This is a genomic window from Kineosporia succinea (assembly GCF_030811555.1).
GTDB classification, from domain to species: Bacteria; Actinomycetota; Actinomycetes; order Actinomycetales; family Kineosporiaceae; genus Kineosporia; species Kineosporia succinea.
In genome coordinates, this window is the sequence record NZ_JAUSQZ010000001.1 from 819,321 (window position 1) to 837,297 (window position 17,977).

Sequence of the window (17,977 nt, forward strand, 5' to 3'; positions counted from 1 at the left end):
CGAGTGACCCGTTCGTGGACGTGCATCTGTACACCTGGGCGATCACGGCCGCCGTGCTGGTCGTCGTCCTCGGCCTGGACGTGCTCGTCATCGGCCGCGACGTGCACGAGCCGTCGATGCGGGAGGCCGGCACCGCCGTCACCGTGTTCGTGGTGCTGGCCGTGGTGTTCGGCCTCGGGGTGCTGGCCACGAGCGGCAGCCGCTACGCGGGCGAGTTCTTCGCGGGCTGGCTGACCGAGTACAGCCTGTCGGTCGACAACCTCTTCATCTTCCTGATCCTGATGGCGAAGCTGCGGGTGCCGCGGGAGCTGCAGCAGTACGCGCTGACCGTCGGGATCATCCTGGCGCTGGTCTTCCGGGGGGTGTTCATCGCCGCCGGGGCGGCCGCGATCAGCCGGTTCTCGTGGGTGTTCTTCATCTTCGGGGCGTTCCTGATCTACACCGCGGCGAAGCTCGTGGCCGACTACCGCGACCACGGTGACGACGACGAGGTCACCGAGAACGCCCTCATGCGCTTCGTGAGCCGGCGCTTCCCGAGCACCGGCACCTTCGAGGGCCGGGCGCTGACCGTGGTGCGCGACGGGCGTCGGCTGATCACCCCGATGCTGTTCGTCGTCGTCGCGCTGGGCAGCACCGACCTGCTCTTCGCCCTCGACTCGATCCCCGCGATCTACGGGCTCACCCAGGAGCCCTACCTGGTGTTCACGGCCAACGTGTTCGCGCTGATGGGGCTGCGGCAGCTCTACTTCCTGATCGGCGGGCTGCTGCAGCGCCTCGTCTACCTGTCGCTGGGACTGTCGTTCATCCTGGCCTTCATCGGGGTGAAGCTGGTGCTGCACGCCCTGCACGAGTACGACCGGGCCGGCTGGGCTCCCTTCGACGGGGAGATCCCGATCTGGCTGTCGCTGGCCGTCATCATCGGCACCCTGGTCGTGACGACGGTGGCGAGTCTGACGGCCGGCTCCCGCAAGCGCTAGACGCTGAGCCTCAGCAACGCCTCGGCCATCGCCCGCTGGTGCTGCGTGAGCGGTGGCTCGGCGGTCTCCATCGCACGCCGCAGTTCTGAGTCCATGCCCGCGACATCTCCGCGCAGCAACAGGATCCGGGCCTTGCGGAAGTGCGCCCACGCGCTGTTCGGCGTCACGGCCAGGGCCTCGGCCATGTCGTGGTCGGCCTCGTCGTGCCGGCCCACCTGGGCCAGGGCCAGGGCGCGCGCCGAGCGGGCGTAGGCCACCGAGAACTCGTCGAGGGTCCCCGCGATGGCTGCGTCGAGGTCTTTCACGGCCGTGGCGCCTCCTCCGTTGTCGGCCAGTACCTGTCCCCGCGAGTTCAGGAGGTGGTCCGAAGCCGGATCCATCTCGAGAAGACTAGAGAAATCACGAATGGCGGTTGCCGCATCCCCGGCATACCAGGCGGTCATAGCTGAATTCATGAGGCTTTCACGGTCGGGGCCCGACGTGAACTCGGCCGTTCGCCCCGGTTCCGTCGACATCGCGGGCATCGCGGGCACCGCCGCCACCATCGGCATCGCGGGCACCGTCGGGATCAACGGCGACATCGCGGCGGTCATCAGCGGCTCGCCCGTCATCATCGCCCCGGCCTCGGTCAGCGGCCGCGCGGCGGTGAGCGGGCTGCCGAGCGACCGCGTCGCGCTGCGGAGATCGGCGAACGGCGAGGCCTCCGGCAACTCGACGGCGGAGTCCGGACGCGCCTCACCGGCAGGCCCCTCGATGTAGGGCGACCCCGCCTCACCGGTCTCCGCCATCCAGAGCATCCATTCCTGGAGCTCCTCGCCCATGTCGGCGGCGGCCACCTCGTCGACGGCCTCGGACAGCTGGCCGGCCGGCATCACGCCGGCGAACCGGCGGCAGGGCAGGCCGTCGCGATAGACCACGATGCTGGGCAGGGCCTTCAGGTCGTGCCGGGTGGCGAGTTCGCGCTGGCCCATCGCGTCGACGGTCCACACCGCGACCTCGGGCCGGCGGCGCACGAACTCGTCGAGCTCGGGCCGGAACTGGCCGCACGCCGGACTGGAGTCCATGAGAAAGATCAGGACGTTCAGCCCGGTGCCCAGCACCTGGTCGTGCCGTTCGGTCGTCAGTGCATTCCTCATATCGAGGATCACGATAAGCACGCCGACCCCGGTTCACGAAAAAACAATGATGGACGGCGAACACACCGGCCAATATTTAACCCGTCGTTACTTCGGCAGGCGCATGACGTAACCGGCATGGTGCAGCTCGGGCCGATCGCCCCCGGTGAACTCGCCGAAGGCCCAGAATCCGGTGTCGTCGAGATAGACCACCCGGTCGCGCCAGACCCGGTAACTCCCCTGCCAGGCGTGACGCCGGCCGGCCCGGGTCTCGTCGTAGCGGCCGTGCTCGTCGAGTTCCTGGTGCAGGTATCCGGTGCGGTCGATCCAGATGCCCAGCCGCGGGTCACCGGGCGGCAGGGGCCGCAGCACCACGTCCGTCACCGCGTCCGTCACCGCGTCCGTCACGGCGTCCCTCCCGGTGTCGTCGACAGCCATCAGCCCCGGCACCACGGCCCGCCTCCCCCCGAGCACCAGCGCCACCAGATCCACCGGCCGCACGATGAACGCCCCCACCGCCTCCTCGCGTCCGACCGGCCGGCGCACCACCACGAAGTCCGCCCCGTTGCCCACCGCGATCTCCTTGTCGCGGAACCGCTCCCGGGCCGGCCGCTGCCCCTCCAGCGTGCCCACCACCAGCGGCACCACCGTGGCGCCCCGTCCGTCGATCGTGACCACCGGCGTCCCCTCGTGCACCCCGCCCACCGCGGTCACGCGACCGTCGGTCACACTCACATCCCCCACGATGGGGGACGTCGTGGCACCGACCCTCAGGACGGTCGCCTCTCTCACGCGCAGGTCGGTCGCAGAACTCATACCGGCGACCCTAGGCAGAACGCGCCCGCCGCACAGTGGGTGCGTCACTCCCACCATCGCCCGATCGCTCCCGGCCCGGCAATAAAGCGGCTTTCACCGCGTCCCTAATTTCCCGTCAAGAAAACCGGGCCGGGTCAATGGAAACTCAAGACCAGGCCAAACCCGGGCCGTAAAAATCCTTTCTTGCACATAACTTTCGGGAATCTGTACAGTCGGGCGCCCTGACGTGAGGAATGCCCATCATGAAACGCACCCGTCAACGCGGCCCGGTCATCGCGGCCGCCGCCCTCGCCGCCGCCGGCCTGCTCAGCGCCGGTGTGGCCACCGTGAGCGCGACGGCCGCCGAGGACGACACCCCCGGGGCGACCACCCCGTCCACCGTCGGGAGCACCGAAACCGCGCCGCCGCTGGGCGTTGCCGACCGGGGCGCCGACGTGCCGTTCCAGGAGATCGAGGCCGAGGACGCCGCCACGAACGGCACCCTGATCGGCCCCGACCGCACCTACGGCGAACTGCCGTCGGAGGCGTCGGGCCGCCGGGCCGTGACCCTCGACGCCGGCCAGCACGTCGAGTTCACGCTGCCTGCCGCCGCGAACGCCCTGGTGCTGCGCTACAGCCTGCCCGACAGCGAGGCCGGCACCGGGCGCGACGAGTCGGCCGAGATCCAGGTCGAGGGCTCGAAAGTCGCTGACCTGCCCCTGACTTCGCGCTACGGCTGGTACTACGGCACCTACCCGTTCACGAACACCCCGGGCGACGGCGACGCGCACCACTTCTACGACGAGTCACGCACCCTTCTCGGCGAGACGCTGCCCGAGGGCACGAAGGTCCGGGTCGTCGCCGGATCCGAGGGCACCACGGTCGATCTCGCCGACTTCGAGCTGGTCGCCGACGCCGCCGCGGCCCCCACCGGGTCGCTCGACGTGGTGAACAGCTACGGCGCCGACCCGACCGGCCGGGCCGATGCCACCGCGGCGATCCAGAAGGCCGTGAACGACGCGGCGGCGCAGGGCAAGGCGGTCTGGCTGCCGGAGGGCACGTTCCGCGTCGACGACCACCTGATCGTCGACGACGTGACCGTCGCCGGCGCGGGCCCCTGGCGCACCGTGCTCACCGGTGAGCACGTCGGTGTCTACGGAAAGTACGGGCCCGACGGTGGCCCCAGCGAGAACGTGAATTTGAGGGACTTCGCGATCATCGGCGAGGTCACCGCCCGCGACGACACCTCCCCCGACAACGCGATCGGCGGTGCGATGAGCGACTCCGTCGTCGACAACGTCTGGATGCAGCACACCAAGGTCGGCGCCTGGATGGACGGCCCGATGGACAACTTCACCCTGAAGAACAGCCGCATCCTCGACACCACGGCCGACGGCGTGAACTTCCACCAGGGCGTCACCAACTCGAGCGTGCGCAACACCTTCGTGCGCAACACCGGCGACGACGGCCTGGCCATGTGGGCGCAGACCGACGACAACCAGGGCAACACCTTCGCCGACAACACCGTCGTGGCACCGGTTCTCGCGAACAACATCGCGATCTACGGCGGTGAGGACATCTCCGTCACCGGCAACCTGGTGGCCGACACCGTGGTCAACGGCGGCGGCATCCACGTGGGCAACCGCTACCCGGGCGTCTCGGGCGTCACCGCGGTGCAGGGCACGTTCGACATCAGCGGCAACACCCTGCTGCGCGCCGGAAACCTGGACAGCAACTGGAAGTTCGGCGTGGGCGCGCTCTGGCTCGACGGGCTGAACGAGGGCATCGACGCCACGATCAACGTGTCCGGCACGCAGATCCTCGACAGTTCCTACTCCGCGATCCATTTCGTCGAGGGCAGCGTGACCGGGGTGCACCTCACCGACGTCACGATCGACGGCACCGGCACGTTCGCCCTGCAGCTGCAGGCGCCGGGATCGGCCACCTTCACCGACGTCGTGGCGAGGAACGTCGGCACCGAGAACCCGGTCTACGGTTGCTCGAGCGACTTCACGCTCACGGACGGCGGCGGCAACTCGGGCTGGACCTCCGAGCAGCCCTACTGCGGAGCGTGGCCCGACCCGGTGCACTGACCCGCTCCCCCTGAACGCGCGCCCCCGGTCGGCCCTGACCCGAACGGGGGCGCGCTCATGGGGTGTCCGCAGCAGTTCCGGCGCCGGGCGTAGCACTTTCGTCGCAGCCGCTGATCCGACTCGCGGCCGACGCTCTGGCCGGCACGTCCCGCCAGGATTGTCCGCATGACGACGCAGGCGCACCACCTCGCGGACAACAACCAGCCCGGCCGGGTGAGCACCCGCACCGGGCGTCTGCTCGAGGTGCCGGGTCTACCGCCCGATCAGCTGAGAACCGCCTGACGCGGCCAGCTCAGCACCCGGAAACCCAGCTCCGGCAGCACTCTTCGAGCCTCGTCGGCATCCTCCACGCAGATCACCCGGCAGGCGTTGCCCGTCGCCCGGGACAGGTGCGCGGCGATGTCCTCCAGCTGCTCGTCCGGCACCGCGCCGGGCGGGGCGATCAGCGCCACGTCGAGCCGTTCGGGAAACGTCCGGGCCGTGCCCGCGGCGACCGGGCCGGCCACCGCGACCCGGGTGACCGGCGGGCAGGTCGCCGCCACGTCGTGCAGCAGGTCCTCTACGCGGAACCGGGCCCCGTCCAGCTCGGACAGGGCCGGCCACATCATGTTCTCCCGCACCAGCCGGACGTTCTCGTCGACCGGGAAGCCGACGAGCCCCAGCAGGGCCAGCCGGGTCGCGACCTTCTTCAGCTGCTCCGGCACCACCGAGGCGGCCGTCGCAGCCGAGCGTACGTCGACCAGGCTGTCCCCCCGCGCGTGGCGGCGGGCGAGTTCCGCCACCGCGCGCCCCGCCGCCCCGGGAAACAGGGTGGCGATGGGGTTCTCGTAGTTCACGAGACCGCTCCCCGGCTGACCCGGATCATTTCCTCGCGCGGCACCACCTTGACGCGCTCACGGCCGTGCGGCTCCCCGAGGGACTGCTCGTGGGCGTCCAGCAGGGCCCAGCCCTCCACCGTGGTGTACTCCACGGCGCGGTCGTCCAGGTGGTTGACGATGTCCTCACGGTCCGGGGCATCGGTCTCGGCGAGGTCGGCGAGCAGGTTCTCGACCGTCTCCTTGGCGTCGGACTTGGTGTGCCCGATCAGGCCCACCGGCCCGCGCTTGATCCAGCCGGTGACGTAGACGCCGGGGACGTGCGCGTCGTCCTCGTGCACGCGGCCGGCCACGTTCGGGATCACACCGCGGTCGTCCGCGAACGGCACGTCGGCCAGCGGCGTGGACAGGTAGCCGATCGCCCGGTAGACGGCCTGCACCGGGGTGTCCACGAACTCGCCGGTGCCGCGCACGTTGCCGGTGCCGTCGTACTCCATGCGCTCGGTGCGCAGACCCACGACCTTGCCGTCCTCACCGAGGATCTCGACCGGGTTGTGCATCATGTGGATGACGATCTTGCGGGGCTTCTGCCCGGCCTCCGCCTCCAGGTACTTCATCAGCCCGTCCACCACCAGACGCACCGACTTGGTCTTGGCGATCGCGGCCTGGCCGGCGTCGTCGATCTGGAAACCGTCTTCCTCGACGAGCACCTCGACGCTCGGCGAGTGCGACAGCTCGCGCAGCTCCATCGGCGAGAACTTGATGTGCGCCGGACCGCGCCGGGCGAACACGTGCACGGTGCGCGCCTTGTTGTTCACCAGCCCGCGGTGCACGTTCTCGGCGACCTCGGTGACCAGCTGCTCGTCACCGGGCTTGGCCAGCATCCGGGTGACGTCGAGCGCCACGTTGCCGGCGCCCAGCACCGCGACCTCCTGCGCGTCCAGCGGCCACTCGCGCGGCACGTCCGGGTGCCCGGCGTACCAGCTGACGAAGTCGGCCGCGCCGTGGCTGCCCTCGAGCTCCACCCCCGGGATCGCCAGCTGCCGGTCGGCCATCGCCCCGGTCGCGAAGATCACCGCGTCGTAGTGACGCTTCAGGTCGTCGAGCTTGAGGTCGGTGCCGTAGTCGACGTTGCCGAAGAACCGGATGCGGTCGGCGTCGAGCACGCGGCGCAGGGCCTTGATGATCTCCTTGATCCGCGGGTGGTCGGGGGCGACGCCGTAGCGCACCAGACCGTAGGGCGCGGGCAGGCGGTCGAACACGTCGACGCGGGCGCTCTCGTGCTCACGGGTCAGGATGTCGGCGGCGTAGATGCCGGCCGGTCCGGCACCGACGACGGCCACACGGATGGGGCGCAAGGGACTTCCTCCAGATTCGAAGCGGGGGGTGCCGGACGGGGCTTTGCCGTGATCACGCACGTTTCGCCCCGACCGACGGGTCAGCCTAGATCAGGCCGCGGCCTTCTTGGTCTCCCAGAAGATCGAGCCGATCTCGTCGATCTTGGCGAGCAGCGCATCGGCGACCGCCACGTCCCAGGAGCCCTTGGTGCCACCGGCCCCGGCGAGCTTGGTCGCGTCGTTGAAGAGCTGGTGCAGCTGCGGGTAGGCCTCGAAGTGAGGGGGCTTGAAGTAGTCGGTCCAGAGCACCCAGAGGTGGTGCTTGACCAGGTCGGACCGCTCTTCCTTGACCTTCAGGGCGCGGGCCTTGAACACCTCGTCGTCGGAGGCCGCGGCCTTGGTGATCGCGGCCTTCACCGACTCCGCCTCGAGCCGGGCCTGCGCCGGGTCGTAGACGCCGCAGGGCAGGTCGCAGTGGGCCGAGACGTCCTGGGTGGGGGCGAACAGCATGGTGAGTGTGCCTCTCGAGCGGGGGTGGGTGCGTACCGACGCTAAAACCTCAACCTCGGTTGAGATCAATCAGGAGTGGCCGCGGTCACACCCGCCGCCGGGCCGCGTCACGGTCGAGCACGACGGGCACCTCGTGCAGCGAGCGGTAGGCGCGGTCGTGGTAGAGCAGCGGGCCGCAGGCCGGGCCGAACTCGACCCGGTCGATCTCGGCGAGCACCAGCCAGGCCTCCCCCGCGGGAATGACCCGCCCGGGGCGTCCCCACATCGTGACCGGGGCGGTCTTGAGCACGGGCAGACCACCGTCGCCGTCCTCCCAGCCCTGCTCGGCGGTGAACCGCTCGGCCCCGTGCTTGGCGAAGGCGGCCGCGACCAGCACGTCGTCCTCGCCCAGGATCGTGACGGCGAGGCGCTCGCTCGAGACCAGCACGGCGCCGGCCGAGCTGGTGCGGGCCACCGAGAACGACAGCATCGGCGGCTTCGCGCTGACCGAGGCGACGCTCGAGGCGGTGAGCCCGACCGGCCCGTCGGGGGTGGCGCAGGTCACCAGGCTGACTCCGGCGGCGTGGTGTCGGAAACCGGCCCGGAAGCGCTCGTTCAGCGACTCGCTGTGCGGGTCGGGTGTTGCGGACGTCATGGAACAGGCCTCCCGGTACTCGTCAGATACACGCTAAGACCTCAACTCCGGTTGAGGTCAAGGGCAGGTCCCCACCTGTCGAGATGCCGGGGGTGGGGGATGCCGAGGTTCTCGAGGTGGACGAGGCGGCGCTGGCGGCCGCGTGCGTCGATACGGTCATGGCCGGGTTCCTGGTGCTGGTGGTCGACACCGGCAACGAGGAGATCGTGTCGATGACCTGGCAGACGGCGCAGGCGCTGGAGGTCGAGCCGCAGCAGCTGACCGGCCGCACGGTCGAGGAGGTGCTGGGTGTCGCCCTGGGCGAGCTGCCCGAACCCCAGCCGCGGCCGGGCTGGTCGTCGGGCGACCGGCCGCTGGCGCTGCAGACCCCGGACGCGGTGCGCGCCGTGCGGCTGTCACACCGGGCCGACCTGGGCCGGCGTTGCGTGCTGGTGCTGCGCGACCTCAGCGAGACGGTCGCCGCGATGGCCGAGTGGCAGGCCGAGCTGCAGGCCCTGACCGAGGGCACGCTCCAGATCGAGTTCACCACCGACGGCGAGGTGATCGAGGCCGACCGCTGGGCCCTGGAGCGTTTCGGGTACGCCGAGGGTGAGCTCACCGGGCTCCCGCACACCCAGCTGTGCTCACCGGAGGAGCAGGACAGCCCGGTGCTGCTCGACCTGTGGGAACGGGTCTGCGCCGGGCAGGCGGTGGGCGGGGTGTTCCGGCGGCGCGACCGGCAGGGCGAGCCGGTCTGGCTGCGGGGGCACTACGTGCCGATTCCGGGCGCCGACGGCAGCATCGTGCGGATCGTGCTGATCGCCAAGGTGATCGACGGTGAGATGCGGCGGCAGACCGACCTGGAGGGACGCGTCTCGGCCATCAACCGCTCGCAGGCGGTGATCGAGTTCGCCCTCGACGGCACCGTCACCGCCGTCAACGACAACTTCCTCGAGATCATGGACTACGAGCGCTCCGAGGTCGTCGGGTTCCCGCACCGCATCTTCGTCGATCCGGACTACGCCGAATCGGCCGACTACCAGAACTTCTGGGCCCGGCTGCGCGACGGCGAGTTCGTCTCCGGCGAGTTCCACCGGGTGGGCCGCGACGACCGCGACGTCTGGCTGCAGGCCGCGTACAGCCCGGTGCTCGACCCGGACGGCCGCCCCTGGAAGGTGATCAAGTACGCCCTGGACATCACCGCCGAGAAGAAGCGCACGGCCGAGTTCGAGGGCAAGGTCGCCGCGATCGACCGGTCCCAGGCGGTGATCGAGTTCGGTCTCGACGGAACCGTTCTCACCGCCAACGACAACTTCCTCACGATCGTGGGCTACGACCTGGACGAGGTCGTCGGGCAGCAGCACCGGATGTTCCTGGCCGAGGGCGAGGACACCGTCGCCTACGAGGAGTTCTGGCGGCGGCTGCGCCGGGGCGAGTTCGTCACCGGCGAGTTCCGGCGGCGCACCAAGGCCGGCGTGGACGTGTGGCTGCGGGCGACCTACAACCCGGTGATGGACCCGGACGGGCGGCCCTGGAAGGTGATCAAGTACGCGCTCGACGTCACCGACGAGAAGATCCGCAACGCCGACTACGCGGGCAAGATGACGGCGATCGACCGCTCCCAGCTGATGGTCGAGTTCGACACCCAGGGAACGATTCTCGGCGCCAACCAGAACTTCCTCGACCTGCTCGGCTACGCCCGCCACGAGCTGGTGGGCCGGCACCACAGTCTGCTGGTGCGACCCGACGAGGCGGAGGGCCCGGCGTACCAGGCGTTCTGGGACCGGCTCGGGCAGGGCGAGTACCACAGCGGCGAGTACCGGCGGATCGCGCGCGACGGCTCCGAGGTGTGGATCCGCGCGACCTACAACCCGGTGTTCGACCCGGACGGGAATCCGTACAAGATCGTGAAGTTCGCCGTCGACGTGACCGCCGAGAAGATGCGGAACGTCGAGATGGGCGGGCAGATGGAGGCGATCGACCGGGCCCAGGCGGTGGCCGAGTTCGACCTCGCCGGCAAGGTTCTCGCCGCCAACGAGAACTTCCTGCGCACGATGGGTTACGTCGAGGACGAGGTGCTCGGCCAGCCGCACAGCATGTTCTGCTCGCGCGAGTACGTCACCTCGGACGAGTACCGCGACTTCTGGATGCGCCTGCGCAAGGGCGAGATGATCGCCGGCCGGTTCCAGCGCAAGGGCAAGTACGGCCGCGACGTCTACGTGCAGGCCAGCTACAACCCCATCCTCGACGTCGACGGCAAGCCGCTGCGGGTGCTCGAGTACGCCTACGACGTGAGCGGTTTCGTCAGCCTGCAGACCCGGTTGCAGCTGAAGAGCCGGGCGATGTCCGAGGCCGCGCAGAAGCTGGCCGAGGTGACGTCCAACGTGGCCTCACGCTGCACCCGCTCGGACATGATGCTCAGCCAGGTGCACGACGAGGCCACCAGCGGCACCATGTCCTCCCCCGCGTCCCTCAACGCCCTGTCGGGGATCCAGCGCACGTCCAACCACATCGGCGAGGTCTCCTCGATCCTGGCCGACCTGGCCCGCCAGTCCAACGCCGCGGCCTTCACCATGTCCGTCGAACTGGGCCGCGACCAGGTGTCCCGTGACAGCCTGGCGGTGGTGACCGAGGAGGTGCGGCGTCTGGCCGACCGCGCCAGCCAGGCCGCCATGGAGATCACCCGGCTCGTCGAGGACGTGAAGCTCGAGATCAACCACGGGTACGAGGCGTCGCGCCGCGGTGAGTCCTCGCTCGGGCGGGTCAGCAGCACGGTCGGCAAGGCCCGCGAGAACGTCGGGACCGCAGCCGAACTGGTGCGCAGCCAGCAGGTGCTGGTCGCCGACATCATCCGCCTGATCGACGACCTCGAAGACGTCTCCGGCCCGGGCCTCGACCTGCCTCCGGCCCCCACCCCCGACCCGGAACCCACCGACCCTGACCCGGGCCCGGCCGACCCCGGCACCCCCGAGAGCGCCGGGCGCTGACGCTTCTTCGGGCCTGAATCATCTGATCGGCACGGTCCGGCGAGATCGACGGCAACGCGGCCGCCTCCCGCACCGAGAAGCCGTACGAGGTGTGCGCACCGTCGAGGCCCCCGACATCGGCCGGCCAGAAGCGGGTGCCCTCCGGAACGACCCGACGGCCGGCGCGTTCAGGCGCCGGCCGTCGTCAGTTCACGAACCTCAGCCGGCGATCCAGGCGAGGAGGTCCTTGTGCCACTGCAGCTGCCAGTCACCGTGCACGCCGTGCGGCGCGCCCTCGTAGATCTTCAGCGTGCCCTGCTTGACCAGCTTGATCGACTTCTCGGCCGCGTTGGCGATCGGCACGATCTGGTCGTCGTCGCCGTGCGCGATGAAGATCGGCACGTCGAGGGCCTTGAGGTCCTCGGTGAAGTCGGTCTCGGAGAACGCCTTCACGCAGTCGTAGGCGGAGACCAGGTCGGCGGTCATGCCCATGCGCCAGAAGTCGTCCTTGGCGCCCTGCGACACCGGACGGCCGTGGTTGGCGCCGAAGAAGCTCTCGGCCAGGTCCTTCCAGAACTGCGAGCGGTCGGCCAGCACGTTCGAGCGGATGCCGTCGAAGACCTCGATCGGCACACCGTCGGGGTTGGAGTCCTTGGCCACCATGACCGGCGGGACGGCGCCGATGGTCGCGACCTTGGAGACCCGGCCGGCGGCGTACTGCGCGGCGTAGCGGACGACCTCGCCACCACCGGTGGAGTGGCCGACGACGATGACGTCACGCAGGTCGAGGGTCTCGATCAGCGCGGCCAGGTCCTTGGCGTAGGTGTCGATGTCGTTGCCCGTGGTGGTCACACCGGAACGCCCGTGACCACGGCGGTCGTGGGCGATCGCGCGGAAACCGGCGTCGGCGAAGACCTTGAGCTCGAGCGCCCAGGCGTCGGAGTTCAGCGGCCAGCCGTGGCTGAAGACGACGGGCTGCCCGGTGCCGTGCTCGGTGTAGTAGAGCTCAACGCCGTCGGGAGTGGTGATCGTGGGCATGAGCCTCATGCTTTCTGACGTGCCGTCGGGGGACTCCACCAGCCTGCCACCCGTGGTCGCTATGTCCCTTGTTCGACAGTCCGGGGAACTTGCGCGAGAGTACGTGGGTGCCCGGTGACCCTCTGTCCGCAGCCCTGTCGATGATCGACGCCCGGTGCGTCCTGGCCCGGGCGATCATGGCCCAGGCGCCGTGGTCGCTCAGCCTGCGCGCCCACGCCCCGCTCATGCTCGTCGCGCCCGCCCGCGGCGAGTTCTGGCTGCGGGTGCCCGGGGCCGATCGCCGGATCCGGCTGGCCGAGGGCGACGTCGCGGTGGTGCACGGCGACCTCTGGCAGGTCATGTCCAGCGCCCCCGACCTGGACCCCAGCGACGGCGAGGCCCTGTTCCGGTTCCACGGCGGCAGCACCGTGAACCTCGGCCCCACGCCCGACGTCGCCGTGGTGGGCTGCCACATCGCCCTCGACCGCACCGGCGAGGAGCTGCTGCTGGCCGCCCTCGAGCCGGTCACCCACATCCGGGCGACCGACGGCCAGGCGGGCACCCTGCACTGGCTGCTCGACCGGCTTCTGGCCGAGATGCAGCACCAGCAGGGCGGTTCCGACTTCGCCGCCCGGCAGTACGCGAGTCTGCTGTTCGTCGAGGTGCTGCGCGGCTACCTGGCCGACCCCACCGGCGCGCCGCCGAGCTGGCTGCGGGTGCTGGCCACCCCGAGCCTGGCCCCGGCGGTGCACGAGATGCAGGCCGACCCGCAGCGCAACTGGACCCTCGAAGACCTGGCCCGCACCGTCGCGATGTCGCGCACCACATTCGCCGAGCGCTTCCGCGAGGCCGCCGGCATGCCCCCGCTGACCTATCTCACGCACTGGCGCATGCACCTGGCCGAGCGGGCCCTGCGCGAGAGCGACGCCACGATCGCCGCCCTGTCGCACTCACTGGGCTACTCCACCGAGTCGTCGTTCAGCCACGCCTTCAAGCGCATCCACGGCATCGCCCCGGGCGCCTACCGGGCCCGCCGGAAGCTGGCCGAACCCGCCATGTAATTGAAGCATCACGTACTAGCCCGCAAGAACTCCGGACGATCGCGCAAGTCCGTTTCACCGTTTCGCCCGTAGCCGTGTGCGCTCGGCCGGGGTGTGCTTCTCGATCGCGTAACTCAGCATCGTGCGGGGCATCCGCGCGGCGTACCGCTCCAGGAACCCGTCGAGCACGGCCCGGTCGCGCTGCCCGACCTCGCGCAGCATCCAGCCCGCCGCCTTGTGGATCAGGTCGTGCCGGTCGTCGAGCACCGCCGCGCAAAGGCGCAGCGTGTCGTCGTGCTCACCGGCGCGCAGCAGGGCGAACGTGGAGATCAGGGCGATGCGCCGGTCCCAGAGGTTCTCCGACACCACGAGCTCGTCGAGCACGGTTCGACGCGAGGGGTGGGCCAGCAGCCAGGCCCCGATCGTGTCCCGCACCACCGCGTCGACCAGGTTCCAGTTGTTCAGCCGGTGCCGGTTGTCGAGCGTGGCGCGCATCGCGGCCTCGGGCTCGGTGCGGTAGAGCTCGACCAGCAGCAGCCCACCCAGCAGCCGCACCTCGTTGTACCGGTGCTGCAGCAGCTCGACCGCATCGGAAACCGTTGCGGCCGAACGGAAACGCCGCACCAGCGCACGGATCGCCGGCACGCTCACCCCGGCGAACTCGTCCCCTTCCCCGTAACCACCCGGGAAGGCCTGGAAGTAACGCGCCTTGACCGACGCGTCCTCAGGCGATCCGGCCGCCTCGACGGCCGCAACCATCTCGGTCACGCTCGGCGAAGGCCTCACTCCGACGACGCCCCCCTCGGCTGCAGCACCCGTTTACCGCTCACCGCACCGTCTTTGAAACAGACCTCGTAGCGCACCTCTCCCCCGTTCTCCGGCTGCACGTACAGGTCGGCCAGGTACGTCTCACAGAACGACCCGTCGTCGGCGGTACGGGACTCCAGCGAGGTGACCGGCAGCAGCTCCCGCGCGCGGACCTCGTCGTCACCGGGCCGGAACGAGTTGAACACGTTCTGCGGCACCGGATCCGGCGACCCCGCGGTGAGGTACGCCCCCACCCCCGTCACCAGCGCCATCGACACCGCTCCGATCACCGCGATCAGCCCCAGCCGCTGACGACGCGAGCTGCTCCGGAGCTCCCGGGGAAAACCGCCCGCGGGAGAACGGGTCTCGGGCACCTCCGACTCGTACGGCAGCATCGCCCCGAGCCGGAAGCCACCGTCGTCGAGAACCCCGTGCGACAGCACCCCGCCCGCCAGCCGCACCCGTTCCCGCAGCCCGTGCAGCCCCTTGCCGGTGCTCGGCCCGTTCGAGAAGCGCCCGGGCCGGTTGCGCACCTCCACGAACAACGCGTCGTCCTCGTACCGGATCTCGACCCGCACCGGCGCCCCGCCCGCGTACTTCAGCGCGTTCGTGAGCCCCTCCTGCACCACCCGGAACCCGGCGTGCTCGGCCAGCAACCCCAGGGGCCGCACGTCTCCGAGGCGTTCCAGCTCGATCAGCGTGCCCGTGCCCCGGGCCGCGGCGACCGTCTCGTCCACCTCGCTCAGGGTCCGGCTCGACGACTGCCCGTCCTGGTGCAGGATCCGCAGGATCTGCCGCAGCTCCCCCATGGCCTGCGCGGAGGTGTCGCGCAGCAGGGTGAGTGCCTCGGTGACCTGTGGGGTGGTGGTGACGGTGGACGTCGTGGTCGCCCCCGCGGGCACCATGGACTGCGCCAGTCCGCCCGTGTAGAGCGACATCAGCGTGAGCCGATGGCCCAGCGAGTCGTGCAGCTCGGCGGCGATGCGGATGCGCTCACGGGTCTGGGCCTGGTCGGCGACGAGCTCGCGCTCACGGTGCAGCTCCTCGTTGCGCCGGCTCATCGTCATCACGAGCAGACGTCTCTGGGCCACCATCGCGGCGACGGCGGCGGGCGCGACCGCGGTCAGGCAGAACAGCATCGCGCCGATCAGGATCCCGAACAGCAGGCCCTGATCCGTGCGCGCGATTGCCCCGATCGTCATCGTGACCAGCACGAACCCGAATCCGCCGAGCACGGCCCGGGTGCGCCGGGCCCGGTAGCCCGCGCCGGCCGCGAGCGCGATGAGGGTGAAGCCGGTGCCGAAGTGGATCATCGACAGGGCCGCGCCGAGCCCGAGGGCCGTCATCGGGCGCAGCCATCGCAGCGGCACGATCACCAGGGTGACGAGTGCACCGGCCAGGGCGTACACCGCGAGGGTGGCCAGGCTGCCGTCCTCGAGCGCGTAGGCGGCGCAGAGCACGAGCTCGGTGAAGGCACACAAGAGGGTCAGGGTTGTTTCGGAGGCGACACGAATCCACCCCACCTTGCGCACGACCCGGGTGGTGGTGGCTACTTTTTCCCTGAGAAGTCCCATCGACCCCCAGGCTACGGAAAGCGGGATCCGCGGATGAGCACCTGGACCGAAGATCTCCTCGGCGACGGCTACGAGCGGCGCACCCTCGAGCTCGGCCCCGACCCCGACGGGGAGGGCCGGGTGACGGCGGTGCTGGTGCGCCGCACGCCTCCGGCCGAGGTCAGGGGGGCCGTGCTCTACGTGCACGGTTTCTCGGACTACTTCTTCCAGACCGCGATGGCCGACTTCTTCACCGAGCGGGGCTTCGCCTTCCACGCCCTCGACCTGCGCAAGTGCGGCCGGGCCCGGGTGCCCGGTCAGACCGCTCACTACGCGGCCGATCTCAGCCGGTACGACGTCGAGCTCGACCAGTCACTGGCGCTGATCGCGCAGGAGCACCCGGGCACCCCCGTCACCCTGGTCGCCCACTCGACCGGCGGGCTCATCCTTCCCCTGTACCTGCACCGCCGTCGTCCACCGCAGGTCAAGGGCCTGGTCCTGAACAGCCCGTGGTTCGACATGCAGGGCCGGCCCTGGGTGCGGGGCCCGGGCACCTGGCTGATCCGGGCGGTCGCGAAGACCAGCCCGCTGCGGGTCTTCGCGGTCGGCCCGAGCCCCTACGGCGGCACGCTGCACATCAGCGGCACCGGCGAGTGGGACTTCGACCTGGCGCTGAAGCCGCTCAACGGTTTCCCGGCCACCGCGGGCTGGCTCAACGCGATCCGCCGGGGTCACGCCCGGCTGCACCGGGGCCTCGACATCGGCGTGCCGTCACTGGTGCTGCGCTCCGACAAGTCCGACTTCACCCCCGTCTACAGCGAGGCCAGCGACCGGGCCGACGGGGTGCTCGACGTCCGGCAGATCGCCCGCTGGGCGGGCTGCCTGGGCGGCGAGACCACGGTGGTGCCGATCGAGGACGCGCGTCACGACGTCTTCCTGTCGCTGCCCGACGTGCGGGTGAAGGCGTACGACGTGGTCGCGGACTGGCTCGACCGGCACCCGGCCCTGCGGACGGGGGCTCAGACCCACGAGCAGCCGGGGATCAGCTGAAACCGCTGGGCAGGCGCGGCGTGTAGGGCCGCTCCAGGATCCCGACCTCCTCCTCGGTGAGCTTCAGGCCGACGGCTGCCGACGCGTCCTGGAGATGGTGTTCCTTCGACGCCCCCACGATCGGTGCCGTCACCGAGGGGTTGGCGAACTGCCAGGCCAGAGCCACCTGGGCCATCGGCACACCGCGCGCCGCGGCGACCTGCTCGACCGCCTCGACGATGGCCTTGTGCTCGGTCTCGGGGCTGTAGCGCCGGGTCAGGTCGTCGGTGCCGGTGCGCGCGGTCTGCGTGTTCCAGGGCCGCGCGAGCCAGCCCTTGGCCAGCGGGCTCCACGGGATGCTGCCCACGCCCTGGTCGGCGAGCAGGCCGAACATCTCCCGTTCCTCCTCGCGCTGCAGCAGGCTGTACTGGTTCTGCATCGAGACGAACGTCGTCCAGCCGTGGATCTCGGCGGTGTGCTGCAGCTTCGCGAACTGCCAGGCCCACATCGACGAGGCGCCGAGGTAGCGCACCTTGCCGGCCTTCACCACGTCGTGCAGTGCCTCCATCGTCTCCTCGACCGGCGTGGCCGGGTCGAAGCGGTGGATCTGGTAGAGGTCCACGTAGTCGACGCCGAGGCGGGTGAGCGACGCGTCGATCTGCTCGAGGATCGCCCGGCGCGACAGCCCGGCCCCGCCCGGCCCCTCGCCGACCGGGAAGAACACCTTGGTGGCCAGCACGATGTCCTCGCGCCGGCTGAACTTCCGCAGGGCCCGGCCGGTGATCTCCTCGGACGTGCCGCCGTGATAGACGTTCGCCGTGTCCCAGAACGTGATGCCCAGGTCGAGGGCCTGCCGGTAGAACGGCAGCGCCTCGTCCTCCCGAAGGGGCCACCCGGCCCCCGGTTCCGACGGATCACCGAAGCTCATACAGCCCAGCGAGATCCGGCTGACCTTGAGCCCGGACCGGCCCAGACGCGTGTATTCCATGTTCGAACGGCTCCTTCACCCCGAACTGCCGAAACGTCCAACCCCTGGAGCCTACGCGGGGTGACACCCGCCGCAGGAGTAGGCGATGAGGGCCTCGGCGTGGGAGGCTGGGAGCACTGTTTTGTAGCGCCGATCCGACGCACCGTAGCGGAATGAACGGCAAATGAACGCGAGGTGTCCCGGCGGTCACCCTCCGCCGGACAACGAGAAGGCTGATCATGAACGGCTTTTGCGGCCGCAGATTATGCACGACGCACACCGAGTTGCATGCGGATTCAAGCATTAGCCCGTGTGACGTAAAAAGTTCGGGCGAAAAAGCCGA

At 70.2% G+C, this 17,977-nt stretch carries 15 protein-coding genes; 5 read left to right on the forward strand and 10 right to left on the reverse strand.

Annotated elements, in window-relative coordinates; translation table 11 throughout:
- Window positions 1-14: 14 nt before the first annotated feature.
- Complete coding sequence (locus J2S57_RS03610; RefSeq protein ID WP_307238257.1) at window positions 15-977, forward strand: TerC/Alx family metal homeostasis membrane protein; 963 nt, start codon at window positions 15-17, stop codon at window positions 975-977.
- Here the strand turns inward: J2S57_RS03610 and J2S57_RS03615 are convergent.
- Window positions 974-2,113, reverse strand: coding sequence for a tetratricopeptide repeat protein (locus J2S57_RS03615; protein ID WP_307238260.1), 1,140 nt, complete (start codon window positions 2,111-2,113; stop codon window positions 974-976). The two genes, J2S57_RS03610 and J2S57_RS03615, sit on opposite strands and share 4 nt — an antisense overlap.
- 87 nt (window positions 2,114-2,200) lie before the next feature.
- The gene (locus tag J2S57_RS03620; protein ID WP_307238262.1) at window positions 2,201-2,908 is read right to left on the reverse strand and encodes an Atu4866 domain-containing protein; all 708 of its coding nucleotides are present in this window, start codon (window positions 2,906-2,908) and stop codon (window positions 2,201-2,203) included.
- Between the two features lie 242 nt (window positions 2,909-3,150).
- On the opposite strand from J2S57_RS03620, the gene J2S57_RS03625 reads away from it, so the two are divergent.
- Window positions 3,151-4,980, forward strand: a complete 1,830-nt coding sequence (locus J2S57_RS03625; RefSeq protein ID WP_307238264.1) for a glycosyl hydrolase family 28-related protein — start codon at window positions 3,151-3,153, stop codon at window positions 4,978-4,980.
- A gap of 263 nt (window positions 4,981-5,243) precedes the next feature.
- On the opposite strand, the gene J2S57_RS03630 is transcribed toward J2S57_RS03625, so the two are convergent.
- The 4 genes from J2S57_RS03630 to J2S57_RS03645 form a co-directional block, all read right to left on the reverse strand.
- Window positions 5,244-5,816, reverse strand: coding sequence for a hypothetical protein (locus J2S57_RS03630; protein ID WP_307238266.1), 573 nt, complete (start codon window positions 5,814-5,816; stop codon window positions 5,244-5,246).
- Window positions 5,813-7,153: an FAD-dependent oxidoreductase gene (locus J2S57_RS03635; protein WP_307238268.1), complete on the reverse strand. Its 1,341-nt coding sequence runs from the start codon at window positions 7,151-7,153 to the stop codon at window positions 5,813-5,815. The genes J2S57_RS03630 and J2S57_RS03635 overlap by 4 nt, the downstream gene beginning before the upstream one ends.
- Before the next feature lie 90 nt (window positions 7,154-7,243).
- Entirely contained in the window at window positions 7,244-7,642 is a 399-nt protein-coding gene (sodN, locus tag J2S57_RS03640; protein ID WP_307238271.1) for a superoxide dismutase, Ni, read from the reverse strand.
- Window positions 7,643-7,727: 85 nt separating this feature from the next.
- A complete protein-coding gene (locus tag J2S57_RS03645; RefSeq protein WP_307238273.1) occupies window positions 7,728-8,276 on the reverse strand; it encodes a flavin reductase family protein in 549 nt (182 codons plus the stop codon).
- Window positions 8,277-8,368: 92 nt separating this feature from the next.
- Here J2S57_RS03645 and J2S57_RS03650 point away from each other — a divergent pair, with 92 nt between their 5' ends.
- Window positions 8,369-11,242, forward strand: a complete 2,874-nt coding sequence (locus J2S57_RS03650; protein ID WP_307238275.1) for a methyl-accepting chemotaxis protein — start codon at window positions 8,369-8,371, stop codon at window positions 11,240-11,242.
- A 198-nt stretch (window positions 11,243-11,440) separates the two neighbouring features.
- Here J2S57_RS03650 and J2S57_RS03655 read toward each other — a convergent pair whose 3' ends face one another.
- Window positions 11,441-12,259: an alpha/beta fold hydrolase gene (locus J2S57_RS03655; RefSeq protein WP_307238277.1), complete on the reverse strand. Its 819-nt coding sequence runs from the start codon at window positions 12,257-12,259 to the stop codon at window positions 11,441-11,443.
- A gap of 107 nt (window positions 12,260-12,366) precedes the next feature.
- Between J2S57_RS03655 and J2S57_RS03660 the strand changes: the two genes are divergently transcribed.
- Window positions 12,367-13,299 carry an AraC family transcriptional regulator gene (locus J2S57_RS03660; RefSeq protein ID WP_307238279.1) on the forward strand — a complete coding sequence of 311 codons (933 nt, stop codon included), beginning with the start codon at window positions 12,367-12,369 and terminating at the stop codon, window positions 13,297-13,299.
- Between the two features lie 54 nt (window positions 13,300-13,353).
- Here the strand turns inward: J2S57_RS03660 and J2S57_RS03665 are convergent, their stop codons facing one another.
- Both J2S57_RS03665 and J2S57_RS03670 read right to left on the reverse strand, forming a co-directional pair.
- Complete coding sequence (locus J2S57_RS03665; RefSeq protein ID WP_307250987.1) at window positions 13,354-14,037, reverse strand: DNA alkylation repair protein; 684 nt, start codon at window positions 14,035-14,037, stop codon at window positions 13,354-13,356.
- Window positions 14,038-14,060: 23 nt separating this feature from the next.
- On the reverse strand, window positions 14,061-15,659 hold the full coding sequence (locus J2S57_RS03670) for a sensor histidine kinase (protein WP_307238281.1): 1,599 nt from the start codon (window positions 15,657-15,659) through the stop codon (window positions 14,061-14,063).
- Window positions 15,660-15,692: 33 nt separating this feature from the next.
- On the opposite strand from J2S57_RS03670, the gene J2S57_RS03675 reads away from it, so the two are divergent.
- The gene (locus J2S57_RS03675; RefSeq protein ID WP_307238283.1) at window positions 15,693-16,688 is read left to right on the forward strand and encodes an alpha/beta hydrolase; all 996 of its coding nucleotides are present in this window, start codon (window positions 15,693-15,695) and stop codon (window positions 16,686-16,688) included.
- Here the strand turns inward: J2S57_RS03675 and J2S57_RS03680 are convergent.
- Window positions 16,681-17,655: an aldo/keto reductase gene (locus J2S57_RS03680; RefSeq protein ID WP_307238285.1), complete on the reverse strand. Its 975-nt coding sequence runs from the start codon at window positions 17,653-17,655 to the stop codon at window positions 16,681-16,683. The genes J2S57_RS03675 and J2S57_RS03680 overlap by 8 nt on opposite strands.
- Window positions 17,656-17,977: the final 322 nt, after the last annotated feature.